This window comes from Halochromatium glycolicum, from assembly GCF_016584085.1.
Classification (GTDB): Bacteria; Pseudomonadota; Gammaproteobacteria; order Chromatiales; family Chromatiaceae; genus Lamprobacter; species Lamprobacter glycolicus.
The window spans coordinates 1-21541 of record NZ_NRSJ01000050.1 but is presented as its reverse complement, the minus strand read 5'-3'; the positions used below and the strand labels follow the sequence as shown (position 1 = coordinate 21541).

General features: G+C 67.4%; 14 protein-coding genes. 6 read left to right on the top strand and 8 right to left on the bottom strand.

Annotation, left to right across the window (positions count from 1 at the left end):
* Positions 1-10 precede the first annotated feature (10 nt).
* From CKO40_RS20030 to CKO40_RS20010, 5 genes are all read left to right on the top strand, one after another.
* A complete protein-coding gene (locus tag CKO40_RS20030; protein ID WP_200348229.1) occupies positions 11-1270 on the top strand; it encodes a YfiM family lipoprotein in 1260 nt (419 codons plus the stop codon).
* A 94-nt stretch (positions 1271-1364) separates the two neighbouring features.
* Positions 1365-2063: a ribulose-phosphate 3-epimerase gene (gene rpe / locus CKO40_RS20025; RefSeq protein WP_200348228.1), complete on the top strand. Its 699-nt coding sequence runs from the start codon at positions 1365-1367 to the stop codon at positions 2061-2063.
* Positions 2064-2319: 256 nt separating this feature from the next.
* On the top strand, positions 2320-3015 hold the full coding sequence (locus tag CKO40_RS20020; protein ID WP_200348227.1) for a phosphoglycolate phosphatase: 696 nt from the start codon (positions 2320-2322) through the stop codon (positions 3013-3015).
* Between the two features lie 177 nt (positions 3016-3192).
* Positions 3193-4734 carry an anthranilate synthase component I gene (gene trpE, locus CKO40_RS20015; protein WP_200348226.1) on the top strand — a complete coding sequence of 514 codons (1542 nt, stop codon included), beginning with the start codon at positions 3193-3195 and terminating at the stop codon, positions 4732-4734.
* A gap of 1684 nt (positions 4735-6418) precedes the next feature.
* A complete protein-coding gene (locus CKO40_RS20010; RefSeq protein WP_200348243.1) occupies positions 6419-7006 on the top strand; it encodes an anthranilate synthase component II in 588 nt (195 codons plus the stop codon).
* A gap of 114 nt (positions 7007-7120) precedes the next feature.
* Here the strand turns inward: CKO40_RS20010 and CKO40_RS20005 are convergent, their stop codons facing one another.
* From CKO40_RS20005 to CKO40_RS19970, 8 genes are all read right to left on the bottom strand, one after another.
* Positions 7121-7525 (bottom strand): 3D domain-containing protein, encoded by a 405-nt coding sequence (locus CKO40_RS20005; RefSeq protein WP_200348225.1) that lies wholly within the window; start codon positions 7523-7525, stop codon positions 7121-7123.
* Between the two features lie 461 nt (positions 7526-7986).
* A complete protein-coding gene (gene recD, locus CKO40_RS20000; RefSeq protein ID WP_200348224.1) occupies positions 7987-10203 on the bottom strand; it encodes an exodeoxyribonuclease V subunit alpha in 2217 nt (738 codons plus the stop codon).
* Positions 10203-14198 (bottom strand): exodeoxyribonuclease V subunit beta, encoded by a 3996-nt coding sequence (gene recB / locus CKO40_RS19995; protein ID WP_200348223.1) that lies wholly within the window; start codon positions 14196-14198, stop codon positions 10203-10205. Before recB ends, recD begins: the two co-directional genes overlap by 1 nt.
* Before the next feature lie 2 nt (positions 14199-14200).
* On the bottom strand, positions 14201-18004 hold the full coding sequence (recC, locus tag CKO40_RS19990) for an exodeoxyribonuclease V subunit gamma (RefSeq protein ID WP_200348222.1): 3804 nt from the start codon (positions 18002-18004) through the stop codon (positions 14201-14203).
* Between the two features lie 157 nt (positions 18005-18161).
* Positions 18162-18701, bottom strand: coding sequence for a GNAT family N-acetyltransferase (locus tag CKO40_RS19985; protein ID WP_200348221.1), 540 nt, complete (start codon positions 18699-18701; stop codon positions 18162-18164).
* Positions 18702-18982: 281 nt separating this feature from the next.
* The gene (locus CKO40_RS19980; RefSeq protein WP_200348220.1) at positions 18983-19348 is read right to left on the bottom strand and encodes a DUF6164 family protein; all 366 of its coding nucleotides are present in this window, start codon (positions 19346-19348) and stop codon (positions 18983-18985) included.
* A 228-nt stretch (positions 19349-19576) separates the two neighbouring features.
* A complete protein-coding gene (locus CKO40_RS19975) occupies positions 19577-20269 on the bottom strand; it encodes a hypothetical protein (RefSeq protein WP_200348219.1) in 693 nt (230 codons plus the stop codon).
* Between the two features lie 5 nt (positions 20270-20274).
* Positions 20275-21141 carry an NAD(P)-dependent oxidoreductase gene (locus tag CKO40_RS19970; protein WP_200348218.1) on the bottom strand — a complete coding sequence of 289 codons (867 nt, stop codon included), beginning with the start codon at positions 21139-21141 and terminating at the stop codon, positions 20275-20277.
* Positions 21142-21243: 102 nt separating this feature from the next.
* Between CKO40_RS19970 and CKO40_RS23965 the strand changes: the two genes are divergently transcribed.
* On the top strand, positions 21244-21541 hold a 298-nt coding region (locus CKO40_RS23965), incomplete at its 3' end, for a hypothetical protein (RefSeq protein ID WP_207173760.1).

Sequence of the window (21541 nt, the reverse complement as noted above, 5' to 3'; positions counted from 1 at the left end):
GCGGTTCGCGGTGCTGCGGTTGCTTTCATCGTTGATCGGGCTGCTGCTCGTGCTTGGACTGGCGCTCAGCGCGCTGGTGCTGTCGACTCGGGATTCGGCCCCCGAGCTGCCGGCATCGGCAGCGGCCGATATGCGCTCGCGACAGGCGCGTGCTCAGGCGCAGTTCGTCGATCGCCTTCAGGCCGGCGGTGACGCCGTGATCGAACTCGGCAGCGCTGACCTCGACCTGCTGTTGGCGTCGCTGCTCGCTGAGCAGATGAGTGAGGCGCGGGCTCGGGTGACCGTCGGTGACGACCGCGCACAGATCACCCTGTCGACGCCGCTTCCCGAGGCGCTTGGCGGTTGGCTCAACCTGGAGGCGGACTTGGTGCAGTCCGGGCAGGGTTTGGCGATCGGTCGGCTCGAGCTCGGCTCGCTGTCTTTGCCCCCCACCCTTGCCACGCCGGTTGTGCAGCAGATCCTGAGCCTGCTCGGTGTGCCGGACCTGCTGAGCAGCATCGCGTTGAAGCCCGGAGCGGTCGAGCTCCGGCCGGCCGCTGACGACCAGCTCGCGAACGGCCCACCTCTCGTCGCCTTTGCCGATGCGGAGCGCGTGCGGGTGCTCGAGGCGCAGCGTCGCTTGTACGAGCTGATCGAGCGTCGGGGTAGCCGGCGTCCGGTCGATGCGGCCGAGCTGCTAGCGGAGCTGATCGCATCGCCATCGCTCGAGAACGGCGATCCGGCAGCCGAGAACCGAGCGGCGATCCTGGCCCTGGCTGTCTATGTCAATGGCCGCAGTATCCCCGATCCAGCCAGCCACGCACGGAAGCCCAAGGTCACTTTGCATCTGCATGGACGCGACGATTGGGCGCAGCATTTCTTTACCTCGGCAGCGCTCCAGGTCAAGGGCGGCTCCGGTCTCGCGAACCTGATCGGCTTCGCCAAAGAGCTCCATGATTCCGGCGGCTCGAGCGGCTTCAGCTTCAAGGATCTCGCCGCCAACCGCGCGGGCAACCGGTTTGCAGAGCTGGCCGTCGGTGATCCGGGCACGGCTCGCCGCATCCGCGCCATGGCACGCGGGGGCTTCAGCGATGAGGACCTCGTGCCGGCGCCGGACTGGCTGCCAGAGAGGATGTCGCGGGCCACCTTCCGGCGCGATTTCGGCGGCCGCGACGGTCGGATGTATCAGGTCGTGGTGAACGAGATCGAGCGGCGAATCGGCCAGCTGCCAATAGTGCGCGCGCTGGAGGCGGCGGCCGGGAACACCGTGCCCACGCACGCCGTCCGGTGAAAAATCACCAGCGATCCGGTACAGTACTGTCCTTTTGATCCCTAACACGATCGCGGCGAGCCGCTCGGCGGCGCCGTCAACCCGGAGGCTCACCATGGCCGCAGCTGAAGACCTGATTGCCCCGTCCATCCTGTCAGCCGACTTCGCCCGCTTGGGCGAAGAGGTCGATAATGTGCTCGCTGCGGGTGCGGACATCGTCCATTTCGATGTGATGGACAATCATTACGTCCCGAACCTGACCATCGGCCCGCTGATCTGCGATGCGCTGCGCAAGCACGGTGTGACGGCGCCGATCGATGTCCACCTGATGGTCAAGCCGGTCGATCGGATCGTCCCGGATTTTGCCCAGGCTGGGGCGACTTACATCACCTTCCATCCCGAGGCCAGCGAGCATGTCGATCGGACGCTGCAGCTGATCAAGTCCGAAGGGTGCAAGGCCGGGCTGGTGTTCAATCCGGCCACCCCGTTGGACTATCTGAAGTACGAGATCGACAACATCGACATGGTCCTGCTGATGTCGGTGAATCCAGGCTTCGGCGGGCAGAGCTTCATCCCGTCGGCGATGGACAAGCTGCGCGAGGCGCGCGAGCTGATCGATGCCAGCGGTCGCGCGATCCGGCTCGAGATCGATGGCGGGGTCAAGGTCGACAACATCGCCGAGGTCAAAGCGGCCGGCGCTGACACCTTCGTCTCGGGCTCCGGGATCTTCGGCAAGGGTCAGGACGCTGATCCGAATCGCTATGACAGCATCATCGCCAAGATGCGCGAAGCCCTTGCGAGCGTGAACCGCTGAGGGCGTCTCGCAGCGGGCTCCCGCCGAGCGATTGGGCCGCTGGACAGGCCGTTCAGGCGATTGCCGGAAAAGCTCGTACCGAATGGCGCAGGATTGTCGTTTGCCTTCGAGGAGCGTCGCCGGGAGCATAGCCGGGCTATGTGACCGGCGGCGCGACGAAGAAGGCGAGCGAACAGACCAGCAAGGCGGTATGAGCTTTGACAGAAATCGCCTCAGTGGCAGACCTTCCCACCTCAGCCTGGCAGTCGTTGGTTCAATGCAGTTCCCAATCACCCCAGGGATGATCCTGATCGACCTCGACGGTACACTCGTCGACAGCGTCCCGGACCTGACCTTTTGCGTGGATGCGATGATGGCCCGTCTCGGCCGGCCGGCACGCGGTGAGGCGGCCGTGCGCGAATGGGTCGGCAACGGCGTCGAGCGCCTGGTCAGCCGTGCCCTGACCGGCAGCCTCGACGGTGAGGCGGACCCAGCCGATTATGCGCGGGCGCTGCCAATCTTCCTCGAGCTCTATCGCGACAACACGGCGGCGCGCTCGGTGCTGTATCCGGGGGTCGTCGAGGGATTGGATCTGCTGCGCGCCGGCGGCTATGCGCTCGGTTGTGTCACCAACAAGGCCGCTCGCTTCACCGAGCCGCTGCTCGAATCGCTCGGTATCCGAGACGCCTTCGAGATCGTGATCAGCGGCGATACCCTGCCCGAGAAGAAACCGAGTCCGGTGCCGCTGCTGCATGCCGCTGACCACTTCGCTGTCGCCCCGGCCGATGCGCTGATGCTGGGTGACTCGGTGAGCGATGTGAAGGCAGCGCGGGCGGCTGGCTTTGCAGTGATCTGCGTCAGCTACGGTTACAACCACGGCCAGGATATCCGCAGCGCGAAGCCGGACGCCGTGATCGACTCGTTCGCCGAGCTCGGGCAGCTGCTCACCGATGGAGCCGCGCGAGTGGCATGATGATCTGGTGCCCGCTGCCTTCCGCTGGTGGCAACCGGCCCTGGATGCTGGCGGGATTGGGCCGAGGCCGACTGGGCCCCGGACGGTACTCCCACCTCGAACGGGGACGATGGCGTTGCCCGACGTCCGCGCCCGCATCCTGTTCTGGTGACCGCATCATCGTCTGGAGTCCGCCCGATGACCCCCGAGACCTTCCAAGCCCTGGCTGAGCGCGGCCACAACCGCATCCCGTTCGTCTGCGAGGTCCTGGCCGACCTCGACACCCCGCTGAGCTGCTATCTCAAGCTTGCCGACGCCCCGTACACCTATCTGTTCGAATCGGTCCAAGGCGGTGAGAAATGGGGCCGCTATTCGATCATCGGTCTAGCGAGCCGGACCGTGCTCAAGGTCTACGGCAATCAGATCCGCGTCGAGCGTGACGGGGTCGTGATCGAAGAGGCCGAGGCCGCCGACCCGCTGGCCTGGATTGAGGCCTTCCAGCAGCGCTTCCAGGTCGCCGAGCACCCGGACATGCCGCGCTTCGCCGGCGGCCTGGTCGGCTACTTCGGTTACGACACGGTGCGTTACATCGAGCCGCGCCTGGCCCCCTGTCCGAACTCGGACACCATGGGCACGCCAGACATCCTGCTGATGGTCTCCGAAGAGGTCGTCGTCTTCGACAACCTGCGCGGCCGCATCTACATCATCGTCCATCTCGATCCCGGGGCGGGCGATACGCCGGCCGACGGCCAGCGCCGCATCGATGCGCTGGTCGCGCGCATGCAACGCGGTGCCCCGCGCGATCCGACCGCTGGCGGCCGGACGATCGACGAAGCTGATTTCGTCTCCGGCTTCACCGAGGTCGGCTACAAGCAGGCGGTCGAGCGCATCAAGGATTACATCCTCGCCGGCGACTGCATGCAGGTCGTCCTCTCGCAGCGGTTGTCGATCCCGTACCAGGCGCGTCCGCTGGATCTGTACCGTGCGCTGCGCGGCCTGAACCCGTCGCCCTATATGTACTTCCTCAATCTGGGTGACTTCCAGATCGTCGGCTCCTCGCCCGAGATCCTGACCCGGCTCGAGGATGGCGTGGTCACGGTGCGCCCGATCGCCGGCACCCGCCGCCGCGGCTACAGCGAGAGCGAGGACCAGGCGCTCGAGGCCGAGCTGCTCGCTGATCCGAAAGAGCTCGCCGAGCATCTGATGCTGATCGATCTTGGCCGCAACGACTGCGGCCGTGTCGCCCAGACCGGCAGCGTCAGGCTCACCGATCGGATGATCGTCGAGCGCTACTCGCACGTGATGCACATCGTCAGCAACGTCGTCGGTCAGCTCGAGGCGGGCATGACGGCGATGGACGTGCTGCGCGCGACCTTCCCGGCCGGGACCGTCTCCGGCGCACCGAAGATCCGGGCGATGGAGATCATCGACGAGCTCGAACCGATCAAACGCGGCATCTACTCCGGCGCCGTCGGCTATCTGGCCTTCAACGGCAATATGGACACCGCGATCGCGATCCGCACCGCGGTGATCAAGGACCAGCAGCTGCACATCCAGGCCGGCGCCGGCGTGGTCGCTGACTCCGAGCCCGACCTGGAATGGAAGGAGACCATGAACAAGGCGCGGGCGATCTTCCGCGCCGTGGCCATGGCCGAGGCCGGCATCGAGCGCCATCCCTGCGTCGCCGGCGCCCGCGCCGCGGTCGACGAGCCGGAGGCCGGCCGCCGCGCCGGGCCCTGAGCGGCCTCAGCCACGGCCGCGCTCCTGGGCCGTCGCTGGCCGTACCAGCGTTGCCCGCGTGCTAGGCGCCTCGGTCAGCGCCGGCCGAACAGCGCCTCGCCGACCCGGGCCTCCGGCACTGCGCTCGGCGCCAGGCGGTAGACCAGCGCACCGAGCGCGACCCAGCCGCCGAGGATCAGATATTCGGCCGGCCAGGCCAGCGACAGCGCGGTGCCCGGCAGCAGCGTGGTGATGATGATCGCCAGCGCTGCGGCGCCGCCGACGCCCGGGACCCAGCCCGGCTTGGCCGCGAACGCCAGGTCTTGCCGCGGCTCGCGCCACGCATCGTACCGGCCTGATCAACAGAGTTATCAACAGCAACCGCGCCTTTTCGCGCCGGCGTTACCGACGCCTCGGCAACGCTCAGAGAGCAGCGCCGTGCACCGCTAAGCCGTTGTTTTGATTTACAAGATCAGATTGTCCAAGTGTTGGACAATGTGATGGATCGCGCGTGATCAAAGACGGCGCCGGTGCGGTCCAACGAGTTTCTCACAAGGTTATCCACAGGGGCTGTGAATAGATTACGGTTTCCTTGCCCTGACATGATCTTGTCATTTGCTGTTGATATCGGCGCCCGCCAACAGCCTGCAACACGTTGTTTCGGGCGCCGAGCCTCGTTGTGCCGGCCTGGTGCGCCGCCGCGTGGCCCATTCATGGCGGCGCTCGGTCAACTGCGGATGCCAGCGCGCCCGGGATGAGTGTCCGTCCCAGGATCGATGTCGCCCCCCACATCCTGGATGCCTGCCGCTGGCCCGGCCCAGTCGCTGCTCGAGGCGCCGCTGCTGGAGCTTACGGTGCTGGTCGGCTGAAGGCGTCGATACCGACAACGCTGGACTGGCAGAACGTCTCACCTGAACGTTGCCAAGCGCTGCAGGCTCGGTCCAATGGGGATAGATCGAGGTCGCCTTGGTCGATGGTGGCCAGATCCAGTAAGACGCCGTTCAGCGGTGACATCAGGGGACTCGTCGCGGGGATTGAAGACGCCATGATCAGCATGGCTGAACAGATCGCAGTCCTCCATCACGATGATGGGGTCGCCCCCTCCACTCAAGCGCTTGGAGAGCCGGGACTCCAACACGGTCGATCTGCGGACGTTATCGGAGCATGCTGCGGGCCATCGTCCCGACGGCGTCGAAGACGGCTAGATCATCGCAGGACCAGATCGACAGGACCAGATCAACGTTGACGCTGGGAGCTCGGCCTGAGACGGGCGGGTTCTGGACTGCTGGTAGACTACACGGCTGACGGTGGACCGGGCGGGGAATCCATGAGCCGGAGTCCGTTGCACTGTCCAAGCAGCGCATAATGCCGGGGTACCGGTCGGGGCACCAAGCCAGTGACAACGACAAGAAGCAGCCTCCTACACTGCATCCAGTTTGGGATGTGCAATTTTGACCGCGCCTGCTGCGGAAAAATGACGCTTCTGTCTCTGGACGCGGTTTAGCCCCTAGGGCAAGACAGCGGAAATCCCGAGACCGATTGCCGCTGCCCGCGATGGTCGTGAGGTAGGAGCCCGCTTGCGGGCGATCTTCGCAGTCGCGAGCACGGCGTGGTCGCCCGCAAGCGGGCTCCTACAGCGCTGCGAGCCAGGTGGCAGGAAAAGGGTCTGGGTATTTCTGACGCGATGCATAAGGTTGAGCATGACATGCTGTTGATGATCGACAACTACGACTCCTTCACCTACAACCTGGTCCAGTATCTGGGCGAGCTCGGGGAGGCGGTGCGTGTGGTGCGCAATGACGAGCTTTCGGTCGCTGAGGCGCTGGCCCTGCGGCCGGAGCGGATCGTCGTCTCTCCCGGTCCCTGCACGCCGAGCGAAGCAGGGATCTCGGTCGAGCTGATTCGCGCCGCGGCGGGTCGGATACCGCTACTGGGTGTCTGCCTCGGGCACCAGTCCATCGGCCAAGCCTTTGGCGGTCAGGTCGTCAAGGCGCATGCGGTGATGCACGGCAAGACCTCGCCGATCCATCACAGTGCGGCCGGGGTCTTTGCCGGTCTAGACCAACCGTTCGAGGCGACCCGCTATCACTCGCTCGTCATCGAGGAGGCGTCATTGCCGGATGAGCTCGAGGTGACCGCCTGGACCGAGACCGCAGACGGCGAGCGCGACGAGATCATGGGCATACGCCACCGAGAACTGCCGATCCAGGGCGTGCAGTTCCATCCGGAGTCGATCCTGACCCAGCATGGGCACGACCTGTTGCGGAACTTCATCCGCACCCCCGTGCATTGACGCGAGTTAAGACTCGGTTCTTGGACTCGACTGGGCAGGGCCGGATTCGAAAGATAGCGTTCCGCTATCCCTCATCCAGAGGACCGCGCTCAGGTGAACGGGGGGCTGGCATGCCTACTCTGGCCAGCTCAGCGCCACCCTCTGTTTACCCCATTCGAGCGCACGCTCCCGATCGTTCCCCATGTAGATATCGATCCGGCGTCTCCAGCGCTTATTCATCTTGTCGCGAACGGTGTAGGTCCCAGGCAGGCCCTCGATCTTGACCTCGGTCCCGTTCGTGAGCCCGAGCCCGATCAGGTCGCGCGAGACGGCGATGGACTTCTCTCCTGGGGTCAACCGGTTGTTCCAGGCCGCGAGGTACGGATCGCCGCTGGTCTCGGCTGGATGCGAGGTGTAAGCGGTCGCGATCACCTTGAGCCGGTTGCCTGTGTCGCGCTGCAGGTAGCCGACGGTGGCCAATGCCAGCACCAAGGCCAGGGCGAGCATGCCAGTGAGCGCATAACGGACCTTGAGAGTCATCGTGAGCTGGGAATGGCTTAGGAAAATCGGCGTTCAATAGATGACGGTGCGGGCGAGGTCGATGAGGTTGATCAAGGGGGCGACCGGCAATGGCTCGGGCATCAGCAGTCGTTCCGATCCCTGTCGGTTCCGGCATCGACACCGGCCCAGAGCGCAAAGGATAGCAGCATGGCCGCCCTAATCTAGGCAATCATGCTGAACGCCGGACGAGATCGATGCGCAGGCCCTGAACCCTGTGGCGCCTTCTGTCCGGCGACCAGATGAAATCGCTATCGTACAGGTTACGAACTTCGCGGTCGGTCATTAGGGCCTTGATCATCGCCTGGCCCAATACCTAGCGCAGCAGTCAACAATGGCCTATTTAAGTCAGCAAAATCAGACTCTTGAGCTTCTGCTCTTGGGTTGGCCGCAGCAGGTGGACCAGGGGATGATCAAGGCCGTCATTCGGCTTCGACAGTTACTCATTCGTGAATCCCATCGCGTAACCCGCTGACCCGATGCACCTGCTGCATCAGCGCATCACCGAGGACGGCCTCGTTGCTGTCGAGCAGGGTAAAGCGCTCCCGCGCCCGGGTGATGGCGGTGTAGACCAGCTCGCGCGTGAGGACCGGATTGGACGTGTCCGGCAGCACCAGTGCCGTGTGTGTGAACTCCGAGCCCTGCGACTTGTGCACCGTCATCGCGAAGACGGTCTCGACCTGCTGCAAGCGGCTCGGCAGGACCCAGCGCACGCCGCCGTCGGGGCTCGGGAAGGCGACCCGCAGGCGGCGGCCGCTCGCGGTCGAGGGCCCGTCGGGCACGCTCAGCGTGACGCCGATATCCCCGTTCATCAGGTTTAGGCCGTAGTCGTTCTGGGTGATCAGTACCGGCCGTCCGGCGAACCACTGCCGTGGGGACGCGCCCATTGGCGTGCCGGCAGTGGCCTGGGCGCCGCCGGAATCGGGCAGCAGCGCATGCGCACGGAGGAGCTCGATGACGCGCTGGTTCAGGCCCTCGACGCCCCAGGGCCCCTGGCGCAGCGGTGTGAGGAGCTGGAAGCGCTTCTGCGCTGCGAGGACCGCTTCGGCCCAGTGGTCGATCGCGTGCTGATCGGCATCGTGCCCGGGCGCCTGATCCCGGATCGTCCTGAGGTAGCTCCTTTCGGATTCATAGGCTGCCCGGATCAGCTCGTCGAATGCCGGGTCGTTCGTATCGGCGAGCGGTGTCCTCAGGATGACCCCTAGCTCTGGGTCCTGCTTGGCATCGAAGAGGCGCAGGACGGTGTGCAGGCGCTGAGCGGGCTCGGGGTCGGATTCGGGCTCGGATTCGGGTTCGGTAGCGGTATTGACCGCCTTGGCCAGGGCGCCGATGCCGCCGGCCTCGCTGAAGCGGTAGCTCTTGCGCAGCATCGCGATGGCCTGGTCGAGGCGCCCGCCGTTGCCGTCGATCAGCGCCGGCGGGATCGGGTGGCCGGTGACCTTGTGCACCCACTCGGCGGTCTCCGGCCGGTAATGCGCCCGCTCGGCGCGCTGGCACAGATCGCCGAGCACGGCGCCGGCCTCGACCGAGCTCAGCTGATCCTTGTCGCCGATCAGCACCAGCCGGGCGTCTGAGCGCAGCGCGTCCATCAGCTGCGCCATCAGCTCGACATCGACCATCGACGCCTCGTCGACCACGACCACATCGGCCGGCAGTGGGTTGGCGCTATGGTGGCGGAGGTGCCGGCTGTCCGGCACGCTCCCGAGCAGCCGGTGCAGCGTCTTGACCTGGGTCGGTATGCCCCCCCTCGTCCGGTCCGCATCGGGTAGTTTCTGGGCTTCGCTGCGGACGGATTCGGTCAGCCGGGCAGCGGCCTTGCCGGTGGGCGCGGCCAGCTCGATACGGGGAGCGTTGGTTCCTGCATGCGCGGCGAGCCCCTGCAATACCGCCAACAGGCGTACGACGGTAGTGGTCTTGCCGGTTCCAGGACCGCCGGTAATGATGAAGAAGGCGTGACGTGCGGCGAGCCCGCAGGCGATGCGCTGCCAGTCGGGGTGCCCGTTGTGCTCCCCGTCGCGCTGCCAGTCGGTCTGCTGGTCGGGGAAGGGGGCCGGATCGAACAGGGTATCGAGCTGCCCCCGCAACGCACGCTCATCGACCGCGAGGGGGACGGCTAGACGCTGCTCGATCCCGTCGCGAATCTGCTGCTCGTAGCGCCAGTACCGGCGCAGATAGAGCAGGGGCTGCGCGGGCGTGCCGGCGAGGACGAAGGGCGCTGGGCCTTGGTCGACCGCCGGCGCTGAGCCGATCGGCAGCCGCGCCCTGACTGCCGGGCTGGCGACTGCTGGGCTGGCGACTGCCGGGCTGGCGACTGCCGGGCTGGCGCTCAGCCGGGTTGTCCAATCGGACAGCGATAGCCCGGTCAGCCAGCCGCTGAGTTCGGCGCGCACAGTCGGATTCAGCGGCTCGTCGTCGCGCAGGTGACCGAGCAGCAGCCGCGGGTTCTGCAGCGCGCCGGCCAGATCGAGACAGACGTGGCCATGGCCGTTGCGCTCGCTGGTCAGCGCCAGCGCGAGCAGCACCGCGGGGTCGCTCTCATCCCCGTCCTCGGCGATGAAGCGGGTCAGTGCGACGTCCAGGGCGCGCAGGGCGCCGGCCTCGACCCAGCGATCCAGCGCAGCCAGCAGCTCGGTGCTCGCGGGCAGTGGGGAGCGGCCCATTAGATGATCACCTTGGTTGGCATGCACGCCTGGCCGGCGAACAGCGCGTCCAGTGCCTCGATGAGCGCGGCCGCCGGCTTGGCGGTGAACAGACCCTGGCTCGGGGCGGTGCCGCCGCGCAGGAATCCATAGATCACGCCGCCGACATCGCGGTCGTAGTCGTAACCGGGCAAGCGTGCGCGCAGCTGCCGATGCAGCGCGAGCAGATAGAGCACGTACTGCAGATCGTAGCGGTGCGCCAGGATTGCGGCGCGTATCGTTTGCGGACTGTAGGCGCTGTCGTCCGGGCCGAGCCAGTTGGATTTCCAGTCCAGCACGTAGTAGCGGCCGTCGTGCTCGAACACCAGGTCGATGAAGCCGCGCAGCATACCGTTGAGCCGCTCCGGGAGCAGCGGCGCTCGCGCCTGGCCCGGCAGGCAGTGCGCCTCGACCAGCCGCTCGATGGCGCCGGTGTCGACCGCGCGGCTGGCGAGCCAGAACTCCATCTCGACCTGGACCTGCTCCGGCGGCAGGTCCTGCAGCGCCAAGGTCGGCGCTCGGCCGGCGGCATCCTCGAGACCGTGCAAGGTCAACGGCTGGGTCAGCAGCGCCCTGAGCCAGCGATCCAGCAGGTCAATCCAGGCCGTGAGTCTGCGCAGCTGACAGCGCCGCGCGAGCATGTCGCGGCGCAGCGCTGGGGCGCGGGCGGCGGCCGCGAAACCGCCGTGGACCGTCCCGTCAGCATCGCGCCATTCCTGCGTTGCGGCCCATTCCAGCAGCCCGTGCAGAAAGGTGCCGTAGCGGCTGCCGCGCGGGAAGGAGTGGAGCGCGGCGCTGTCCGCCACAGGCTCTGCGCTCGTCGCGGCGGGCTCGATCTCAGTCGACCTCGCTGCGATCGATCTCGCTGCGCTCGACACCGGCGGGATTGAACCCGGTTGGGTCGATTCCGTTGGGCTTGATGCCGCCGCCGCGGTTGACGCCGGCGGGCTCGATGATGCCTCCTCTAGCGCGGTCTCTTCAGCGGCCGTCTCGGCGGTCACCTGAGACGACAGCGCGCTCGCCCGGTCATCGGTCGTCGGGGCCGCCGATCCTGCTGCGCCAGCAGCGTATTGACCCGCGGTCGGCAGCGAGCCCAAGCGCAGCGCCGAGTAGCTGGCGATCCACCAGCGCTCGAAGGGCGCATGCGACGGCCTGCGCGCCGGTGAGAGGTCCGGCGCAGTGTCCGGGGTCACCGTCGCCTGTTCCGCCTCGGGTGCTGCAGTGACCGCGATGTCGGCGCAGTCCCCCCGCGCGCGCTTCAGGGCCTCCCAGAGCGCCGCGGGCGTCGCGATCTTTTCCCCGCCTGAGAGCACATGGCCGATCGCGGATTGCTCCAGCTGCGGTGAATGGCCCTGTTTGCGCAACGGCGCGATGCCGAGCCAGACCGCATGCCGGGCGCGGGTCACGGCGACATAGAAGCGGCGCAGGTCCTCGCTCAGGCGCTCGTCATCGGCCGCGTCCCAAGCAGCCTTGAAGGCATTGCTGCCGGCGACCTCCAGATAGCGCGCAGGCGTCTCGTCACGACGATAGGGCACCTGCCCGGCCCTGCCATCGACCGCGCGCCAGCTGCAGATGAACGGCAGCAGCACCAGGGGATACTCGAGCCCCTTGGACTTGTGGATGGTGATGACCTGGACCAGCTCGGCATCGCTCTCCAGGCGCACGATGAAGTCGTCGCCGCCGCGGCCCAGGTGCTCGTTCAGGTGGCGGATCAGCGCCTGCTCGCCGTCGAGCGCGCTGGCGGCCTGCTGCAGCCATTCCGCCAGATGCAGCAGATTGGTGAGCACGCGCTCGCCATCGGCGCCGGCGAGCAGCTGGGCCGGGAGCGCCTGCTCATGCAGCAGCTGCCGCAGCATCGCCAGCACGCCGCGCCGCTGCCAGGTGCGCAGATAGTCCGTGAAGCGCTCGATCACCGCCTCCCAGCCGAGCTCGTCCTGCTGCACCCGGTCCAACTCCGCCAGCGGCAGACCGAAGGTGTTGGTCGCGAGCGCTGCGCGCACCAGGCCTTCGTCGGTCGGCGCGGCGCAGGCCTTGAGCCAATGCAGCAGGTCGTACGCCTCCTGTGTCTCGAGCACCGAATCGCGGTCGGAGAGGTAGACGCTATGGATGCCGCGCGCCGCGAGCGCTGCACGCATGGTCGCGGCCTCGCTGCCGGTGCGCACCAGGATCGCGATGTCCTTGGGCCTGAGCAGTCGGAAACCGCCGTCGGCGTCGGCGAAACCGGTGCGGCCGGCGCGCGCCTGTGTCAGCCAGCGGGCGACCTCGGAGGCGGCCGCCGCGGCCATCTGATCGAGGTAGACGCCAGGAGAGGTGACCGCCTCGCCGTCGTCGTAGCGCCAGAAGGTCATCGCCGGTGCGGGCTCGCCGGCGATGAGCAGCCGGTCCGCGCGCCCGTTGGCGGTGATCGCGACATAGGGGATGGGGTTCTCCGCCTCTGGGTCGGTATGGAAGCGGAAGGTGCCGCGCGGATGCTGCTCGGCGTGACCGAACAGCTGGTTGCAGGCGCTGACCACGGCCTTGGTCGAGCGGAAGTTGACCGCGAGGGTGTAGTGGCGTCCGGTTGTGGCCCGGCGCGCCGCCAGGTAGGCATGGATGTCGGCGCCGCGGAAGCCGTAGATCGCCTGCTTGGGGTCGCCGATCATCACGAGCGCGGTCTCGGGATCATTCTGAGCGACCCGGTAGACGGCATCGAAGATGCGGTACTGGATCGGGTCGGTGTCCTGGAACTCGTCGATCAGCGCGACCGGGAACTGGGTGCGGATGAGGCGGGCGAGGGCGGCGGCCTGCTCGCGGGCCTCGGCGGTGGCAGCGGGCGGGTTCAGCGCCGCGTCCAGGTCGCGCAGCAGCTCGTCGAAGCCCATCTCGGCGTGCTGACGCAGCCGCTTCGGCAGCTCGCGCGCGATCCAGGCCGCGGCGTGGGCGAGCAGGCAGGCCTCGAGCGTCGGCGGCTCCGGCGCACCGTCGTCGGCGGGCGGCTCGATGCGGCGCCGCCAGGCGGCGAGGGCAGCGAAGGCCGGATGCGTCGGCTCCTCTTGCACCTTGGCCGTCTTCTTGAAGACGAACGCGCCTTGGGCGAAGTGCTTGAGCTTGTCCGGCGGCTCGCTGCCATCGGCCCAGTCAGCGATCGCAGCGAGCAATTGCGCGAATTTCTCGGCATTGGCGCTGTCATGCTTGGTGCCGTTCAGATGCGGGCGCAGCTCGTGCAGCTGCTGCTCGAGCTCCTGGCGGTGTATGCGCCAGAGCGCGCGCGCCTGCTCCTGCAGCCGGGCCTGTTCCAGGCAGGCGGCCAACGGGGGGGCCAGGTCCTCGCACTGGAGCGGCTCGCCCTGATAGCAGAGCGCGGCATCGCGGCGTTTGAGCCATTCGCCGAGCTTCGCCTGCAATGCCTCGGGCGAGGCGACCACGGCGCGGATGCAGCGGGCCTCATCGGGGCTGAGCGGGTAGCAGTGCATCCGCCAGTAATCGCGAAGCAGCTCGGTGATCAGCTCGCTCTGGTCGGTGACCAGCTCGCGCTCGAACAGCCCGCGCGTGGCGAACGCGTGCTCCTGCAGCATACGCTGACACCAGCCGTGGATTGTGACGATCATCGCCTCGTCCATCCATTCGGCCGCTTGGCGCAGCAGCCGGGCCTTGGCCGGCCAGTCGGCGGGCGGATAGTCATCGCGCAGCGCGAGCAGCGGCGGGTCGGCCGCCGGCGTCTCGCCGGGCGGGCGCTCGAACAGCGCGGCGGCCTCGACCAGGCGCGCCCGGATGCGCTCGCGCAGCTCCTCGGTAGCGGCGACGGTGAAGGTCACCACCAGGATCTGCGGCGGCATCAGCGGCCGTTGATAGCCGGCGCCGTCGCCGCCATGGCCGAGCACCAGGCGGGTATAGAGCAGCGCCAGTGTGAAGGTCTTGCCGGTGCCGGCGCTCGCCTCGATCAGGCGGCTGCCGCGCAGCGGGAAGGTCGGGATGTCGAGCTCGGGGGCGTGGCTCATCGTCAGGCCTCGCGCGCCCTGGCGCCGGATTCGTAGAGCGGCCGGTAGAGCTGCTCGCTGTGCGCGGCGAAGCGCTCATCACCGCTCAGGGCCGCCCAATCGGGCCAGAAGCGGGCATAGCCGGGATGCTCGTCACGCTCGCCGCTGTGCTGGTAGCCGCCCTCGTACTCTCGCTTGGCCTTGCCAGTGCCGCCCTCGGCTGCGAGCCAGGCAAAGCCGGTCTTGCAGGCGAGAGGCAGCGGGCTGCTCAGGCCGGCGACGACACCGGTCAGCAGGGCGTCCAGGATGGCTTCGGCATCGTCACGCATCATCGGTGGCAGCGTGACGTCGCCGCCTGGGCCGAGCAGCCGGGTCGTGGTCGGTGCCGCCAGCTGGGCCGCCAGATGGCGCGGCCAGTGACGCACCAGGTGGTACCACTTCGGCTCATGGTCTTTTGCATCGAGCAGCGCGCTGGCCTGAAGCACGAGCAGCAGACGGTTGCCCTCGGCATCGGCGCGCAGGCCGCTCAGACTATCCTCGAGCGCGATGCCGTCCGCTTGAAACGTCAGGGTATAGGCGGGCAGGCCCCGGGGATGGTCGGCCAGCAGCGCGCGGTAGCGCTCGAGCGGGTTGCGCAGGGCGATGGTCAGCTCCTCACGCCAGTCGGCGTCGAATGGTGGCAGCGGCAGGGCGCCCGAGCGGGCTAGCCCGCCGATCGCGGACTTGAGACAGACCTCGGTGGCGGTCTCCGGCACGGCGGCGAGCTGTTGGGTGATGGCCTGGATCGCCCGGTCGTGCAGCCTCCAGCGGGCGAGTCCGTCGACGTGGAACGGCTCCGACTCCGTGGGCTGCTCGGCATCCTGGCCGAGCATCACCGCGAGGCGCTGGCTGTAGAAGGCGTGCACCGGCCGGCGCAGGAACCGGCCCAGCGCGGTCAGGGTGAGCGGGGCGTCGAAGACCGGCGCCGCGAGCTGCGGCGGTGCCTGCTCGCGGGGGGTTGCCGATGGGCGATGCAGCGCCTGCCATTCATGTGCATAGGTGAAGAGCTCGGCCCCGTTATCCGCTGTATCGTGCTCTGGATTGTGCACTGGGTTCTGCCTGGGGTCCTGCCTGGGGTTCTGCCGGGGGTCCTGCTGGGGGTTGCGCTCTTGGCCGTGCTCCGTGTCCTGGCCCCGATCGGGCAGCCGATCACGCTCAGGCTCGAAGTAGCGCCGGCTGAACGGCTGCAGCGGATGCGTCGTCGTCAGGGCCTCGAGCAGGGCCACGCCGGAGGTCTCGACATCGCCGTCGGCCGGCGCCTCGGTCTCGGGGTTGCGTGCCTCGGTGGCTGTCGATTCAGCGTCCGGCCGGGCGAGCCGCCAGCCGGCCGCGATCTGATCGCGCAGCTGCCCGACCAGCACCGAGGGCGGGCGCGGCGAATCATCGCGGATGCTGCGCCCGACCCAGCTGATGACCAGCCGTTCGCGTGCCGAGAGCAGCGCCTCGAGGAACAGGTAGCGGTCGTCCTCGCGCCGCGAGCGGTCGCCGGGGCGATAGTCGTCGGCCATCAGATCGAAGTCGGCCGGCCGGCGGCGGCGCGGGTAGTCGCCGTCGTTCATCCCGAGCAGCCAGATCTGGCGGAACGGGATCGCGCGCATCGGCATCAGGGTCGCGAAGTTGACCGCGCCGGCCAGGAAGCGCTGACTGAGGGTCGGCTCGTCCAGGCTGGCCAGCAGCGATTCGCGCACCACCTCGAGCGGGATGGCCTCCTCCAGCGCGGCGCCGCGCTCGCAGTCCTGCAGCCACTGCTCGAGCGCGTCATGGAGTCGGTTCAGCGCCAGTTCATCGGCATCGCCGGTGGCGTGGAAGCAGTCATCGAGCAACGTCGCGATCAGCTGTGTCCACTCCGCCGGGCGGCGCGGCGTCCTGAGCGCGCTCCAGTACGCCTTCAGCGTAGCGAGCAGGCGGCTCAGTGGCCCGACCAGGGCCGCCTCCAGCCCGCCGACCTCGTCGTAGGGCTCGATCCCGGCCCAGGGTCCGCTGTCGCCGGCGGCGAAGCCGAGCAGCATGCGCCGCAGCCCGAACTGCCAGCTGTTCTGCTCCAGCCCCTCTGGCAGCCCGAGGCCGGCGCGCTGGTCGGCATCCAGGCCCCAGCGGATATTGGCGCCGATCACCCACTGGCGCAGCCGCGGCAGGTCGGCCTCGGCCAGGCCGACGCGCGCGCGCAGTGCCGGGATGTCGAGCAGGTCGAGCAGCTCGCTGATCGAGACGCGCGCCTGCGGCAGCTGGAGCAGGGTCTCGAGACCGATCAACAGCGGATTGCGTGCGCGCTGGGTCTGATCGGTGATGTGGAATGGGATCTGGCGCGGATCATCGGCCGGCAGCCGGCCGAAGACCGCCTCGATGTGCGGGGCATAGGCGGCGATGTCCGGCACCATCACGAGGATGTCGCGCGGGTGCAGCGGGGCGCCATCGGCCTCGGCGGCGGCGAAGGCGTCGAGCAGCTGATCGTGCAGGATCTCGACCTCGCGCTGAGGGCCATGGGCGATCAGGAAGGCGAGGCTGCGATCGCGTGTCGGGTCGATCGCGGTGCCGCGCGCGCGGCGCTCGGCGAGCGGGCGCAGCTCGAGGATGTCGTCCTGGATCTGCTGCAGCAGGCTGGCCTCGCCGGGTGACTCGAACAGGTCGATGGCGAGACCATTGCGCTCAAAGTGCGCCTCGTACTGGCTGCGCTCGTCGTGCTCATCGAGCAGGCGGATGTAGTCGCGCCCCTGCTTGCCCCAGGCCGCGAGCAGTGGATGGCCGTGCAGGTGCAGGGCGCTCTCGTCGAGACCGTCGGGGACCTTGTCGCGGGTCTGGATGCGCCGATAGGCGCGGCGGAACAGCTCGCGGCCCTCGACGATGTCGCCCCAGTAGTGGCGGCTCGGGTTGTGCACGAAGAGCATGACCTGGGAGACCCGGGCGACGGCCTCGAGCACCTCGATACTCTGGCGCGGCAGCGACGACAGGCCGAACACGATGACTCGGCGCGGCAGACCGCGCGGGCGTTGGGCCGGGTCAAGACCGCGTGCCTGTTCCAGGAACTGGGCATGGATCGCGGCGCGGCTGAGCTCAGGGGTGGGGGCAGGGGCCTCAGCGCTGGCGGCAGTAGGCTGAGCTAGACCCTGCGCCAACGCTTGCGCCAGATCCTGTTTCAGCCGGCGCCAGAGCAGCGGCTGCCAGCGCTGAGCCCCCGGGACCTCGACGCGGGCGCCATTGGGGCGGATCAGGATGTCCTCGCCCCGTTCCCAGGCGCTGAGCCAGTCGGCGCGATAGACCTGGTACTGGTCGAAGAGATCGGCGAGGCGCGCGGCGAGCTGGTGACGACGCCGGGCATCGCCGTCGGCGTCGAGGAAGCCGCGCAGCGGAGCGAGCTGGGCCTGCTCGTCCGACGTCTCCGCCAGCGCATCGAGCTCGCCGAGCAGACGGAACAGCCGCCAACCGAGCGGGGCCTTGTCGTAGGCTGAGCTGTCCGGCAGCGCGCCGAGCACGGCGCGGTAGGCCTTCCATAGGAAGCGCCCGGGCAGCATCAGGTCGATCGCCGCGGCGATGCCGCAGCCGCCGCCATCCGGGCCGCCGCCATCCGGGCCGCCGTCGGTCTCAGCCGGTACTGGATGCTCCGCTAGAGCCAGCTTCAGCCATTGGCCGATGCCGTTGCTCTGGACGACGATGACCTCGTTCTCCAACGGGTGCAGCGGATGGGCGCGCATCCAGCTCGTCAGCAGCTCGCGCAGCGCCTCCAGGCGATTGCCCTGGATCAGCATGAAACCGGTGGGCCAACCGTTCACGCCCTCTCCTCCTGTCTCCATCGCAAGTTCCTACCGCACACAGCCTAATGTTCACGCCCATTGGACCTGCCAGCGACTGAACCATAGCAGCTCGCACGCATCGGCTCGCGGGCAGCTGCTCCCCAGGCGCGCTGGAGTTGCGAGCGGTAGGCGTCGCCGTCCTCGATGTCGACGGCCGTTACCAGAACAGGCGATCGTTCAGCGCCTCGACACAACGGGATGGGCCTTGCAGCGGCGTCATCGGCCGGTCCGTCAACGACTGCGCCTGCCAGCCTTCCGGGTGGTTCAGCGGGAAGGGGGCTCGCGCAGCCGCCTCGCTGATGGGCCTGAAGCCGACCTTGGCATAGTAGTTCGGATCACCATAGGTCATGGCGATGTCGGCCCCAGCAGCCCGCAGCGCAGCGAGGCCGTGGGCCAGCAGCCTCTGCCCAACCCCCATGCGTTGCCGCTCGGGTGCAACGGCGACGGGGGCGAGGATGAACACGGTCCGCTCATCCTGCTCGTAGATCAGCCGCGAACAGACGATGCCGCCGATGATCGCGCCCTCCTCCTCGGCGGTGAAGACGAAGAGGTCATTCGCCGCCGTGGTGAAGAGCAGTTTGCGCACCAGCTCCCCGATCAGTGCGCCTTCCTCCGCGCCCTCGGAGGCGGTGAAGGTCCTGGCGAAGAGATCGACGATTGCCGGCTCCCGCCCTTGGTACGCGCTCAAGAATTCCATGATTTGCCCAGCCAATTTGCCCAGCCAGTTTGCCCAGCCAATTTAAACCCAAAGCACGCCAATGTTCGGCACGGCAGAGCGGAGGGTCGGGTGACGGCGAGCGGGGGTGTCGACGGCATGGAGGCCGTCGTCAAGCCTAAAGGATGGATTCACGGCGTCCCCCCCATCACTGCCCCCAGCGCCGTGACGCGACCCGGAGCGGTCGAGGAAAACCGAAAACCGATTTGAGATGGGTATACCCAGCCAGTGGATCAAAACGACGCCCCAACACGGGCATCAGGTCAGAACCCAAGCGTCAAGAACGGCATCAACACCAGATAGAGCACCGCGGCGATCCCGGCCAGGTAGAACAGCGTTTGCAGCGGGTTGCGAACGGCGCGCTGCAGGGTGGTCTCGGCCTGCCCGGATCGGCACGATGCGGCGTATTCGGCGCCGAGCCGCGCTGAGCGCTCCTGCTCATACTCATCGATCAGGGCCCGCGCTGCAGCCTGCTGACTGCGGTCGAGCAGCCAGAGTCCAGCCACGCCGAGGCCGAGGAAGCCGCCGCTGGTCTCGTGGTACTCGAAGCCGTGCTGGTCGAGCAGTTGGCGGACATCGGCTGCTTCGTCGTCGGGAACACCATTGAGGCGGAAGATCAGGATGGACAAGGTGTGCTCCGGCGTTTGTGCCCTGAACAGCCAAACGTCGCTCCCTTCCAACAAGAGATCGATTGATCGGCTTGGTCAACCAATGGCCTGAATTCAATCCTAGAGAGGGGGTTGCCGCAGCGCAGATGCAGACAATCGCCCAAATCGAGGGCGCAGCTACTCGAGACTCTCATCCGCCGACATCGGCTGCTACGGTCCCAGGTCAGCCCCAGTGCAGGCCGTTCCATTTCAATGCTTGAACGACGGCAGATCATATTGCTCCAGTCGCTGGCGTAGCAGCGCGAGCCTGTTGGCAGCGGTCTCGGTCTCGACCCCGTGGTCGGCGAGCTCATCGAGGAGGGACTCGCTGCGGTCGACCAGCACCGCGAGCTGGGGGCCGTCGAATAGCTCGCAGGCGGCCTCGACCTCGGCATCGCTCGACGAGAGCAAGGCCGGGGCCAGCTCTTCCGGTCCGATACAGCTGTCCCCGTGCAGCAGATCCGCGACCAGCGGATGCTCAAGCAGGCCGAAATGGATGCCGCGCGCGGTCTCTTCGTCGCTCAGCTCTTGGTGCGCGACCGGGTCATCGGCGGCCTGGCGCCAAAGCGCCTTCATGATCAGGTCGATCAGCCGCCTCAGCGCGGCGCGCTCCTCATGCATCGCTGCCGGCAGCGAAAAGCTCTGCTCGTAGTGCTCTTCGAGTCCTCCCTTCAGGGAGAGTACCGCGTCGCTGCCGGCGTCCGGCGGCAGGTCGACTGCCTGTTGAATGATCTCCTTGAAGGTCTTGCGGAAGGCCTCGAGGTCGTCGTGGTCGGCCTTCTGCGCCGCCAGTAGGTCTTCGGGCGAGACCGATTGCGGCGGCCAGGCGAACAACGGGTTTTCATGCCGGCGCCGAAGATGGCGCTCGCGGCGGCCGGGCTCGTGCGTGAATGGCAGCTCCATCGCGGTCACCTTCTTTCGACCAGGGCTTCGTACAGTGCCGAGTAGTCGAGATCGCCAAGCCCCTTCTGCAACGCCCGCTCCATGACCGCCTCCAAGGCTTCGATGGGTTGCGTCTCAAGGGTCGACTGCTCGGCAACGCGACGGAACAGGCCGAGGTCCTTGCGTAGATGCTTCAGTGGGAAATTGGCCTGGCCGTACTCATGGCTCAGGTACTTGTCGAGCTTCTTGTCGAAGGTCGGGGCATAGAGCGCGCTCTGACGTAACAGGCCCATGAATTGCTCGACATCGATGCCTTCGTCGCGCACCAACCCAAGGCTGTAGGCGAAGGTGGCGGTCAAGCCGGCGATGAGCTGGTTCATTGCGAGCTTCAGCGCGGCCCCCTGTCCGACCTCACCGATCCGTTGCGGCTGCTCGCTCAGCGCCTCGAAGATCGGCAGGCAGCGCTCGTAGAGCCCGAGCTCGCCGCCGGCCATCACGATCAGCCGGCCGCTGCGCGCCTCGGGCAGACTGCCGAGCACGGGCGCTTCCAGATACTGACCACCCGCGCGCTCGACATCTCGGCCGAGCGCGCGGCTCTCGTTCGGCGCGATGGTGCCCATCTGGATCAGGATACGGTCTTCAAGCGGCGGCGCGTCACTGCCAGCCGGAAACAGCACCGAGCGGATGGCCTCGGCATCGCTCAGAAGCAGGATTGCTGCGTTGCTCTTGGCCAGCGCTTCGTTGGCGGTTGCAGAGGGGCGAATGCCAACAGTCGCGAGGGCGTTGGCCTTCTCGGAAGAGCGATTCCAGGCGCAGACCTCGAAGCGGCGATCCTGCAGCCGGATCGCGATCTCGCTGCCGAGCAGTCCGGTGCCGATGACGGCGAGCTTCATAATCTCCTCCGGTTGGGCGGTTGAATGGGCTCTCGCTGGCGGAACGTCCGGCCCGGCGCGGGCGATCGACGGATCTCAGTCGGCCGCACCAGGTTCTGTCGATTGCCAAGCACACTGATCACTGCATACCTGATCACTGCATACAAGGGTACGAGCGATACTGCGGTTTGTGATCGCTCTAGACTGCATCCAGTCTGGGATGCGTCATCCAGTCTGGGATGCGTCATTCCGGAATACAACGGTCTGAAGAAAACAACGCTCTTCACGCTAGTCCAGCAATTCCCGCCATCCTCGGAGATGGCAGCTGACAAGACACGGAGACCGGCATTGAAGATCTCTGGACGCATGGACGCCTCGCTGCAGAGCAACGCTTTGATGAAGCTGGCTTGTTCTCCCCTCA

Bases quoted from the DNA above. Each gene is read 5' to 3' on its own strand.
- rpe (WP_200348228.1), top strand. From the start codon at position 1,365: ATGGCCGCAGCTGAAGACCTGATTGCCCCGTCCATCCTGTCAGCCGAC.
- CKO40_RS20020 (WP_200348227.1), top strand. From the start codon at position 2,320: ATGCAGTTCCCAATCACCCCAGGGATGATCCTGATCGACCTCGACGGT.
- trpE (WP_200348226.1), top strand. From the start codon at position 3,193: ATGACCCCCGAGACCTTCCAAGCCCTGGCTGAGCGCGGCCACAACCGC.
- CKO40_RS20010 (WP_200348243.1), top strand. From the start codon at position 6,419: ATGCTGTTGATGATCGACAACTACGACTCCTTCACCTACAACCTGGTC.
- CKO40_RS20005 (WP_200348225.1), bottom strand. From the start codon at position 7,525: ATGACTCTCAAGGTCCGTTATGCGCTCACTGGCATGCTCGCCCTGGCC.
- recD (WP_200348224.1), bottom strand. From the start codon at position 10,203: ATGGGCCGCTCCCCACTGCCCGCGAGCACCGAGCTGCTGGCTGCGCTG.
- recB (WP_200348223.1), bottom strand. From the start codon at position 14,198: ATGAGCCACGCCCCCGAGCTCGACATCCCGACCTTCCCGCTGCGCGGC.
- recC (WP_200348222.1), bottom strand. From the start codon at position 18,004: ATGGAGACAGGAGGAGAGGGCGTGAACGGTTGGCCCACCGGTTTCATG.
- CKO40_RS19985 (WP_200348221.1), bottom strand. From the start codon at position 18,701: ATGGAATTCTTGAGCGCGTACCAAGGGCGGGAGCCGGCAATCGTCGAT.
- CKO40_RS19975 (WP_200348219.1), bottom strand. From the start codon at position 20,269: ATGGAGCTGCCATTCACGCACGAGCCCGGCCGCCGCGAGCGCCATCTT.
- CKO40_RS19970 (WP_200348218.1), bottom strand. From the start codon at position 21,141: ATGAAGCTCGCCGTCATCGGCACCGGACTGCTCGGCAGCGAGATCGCG.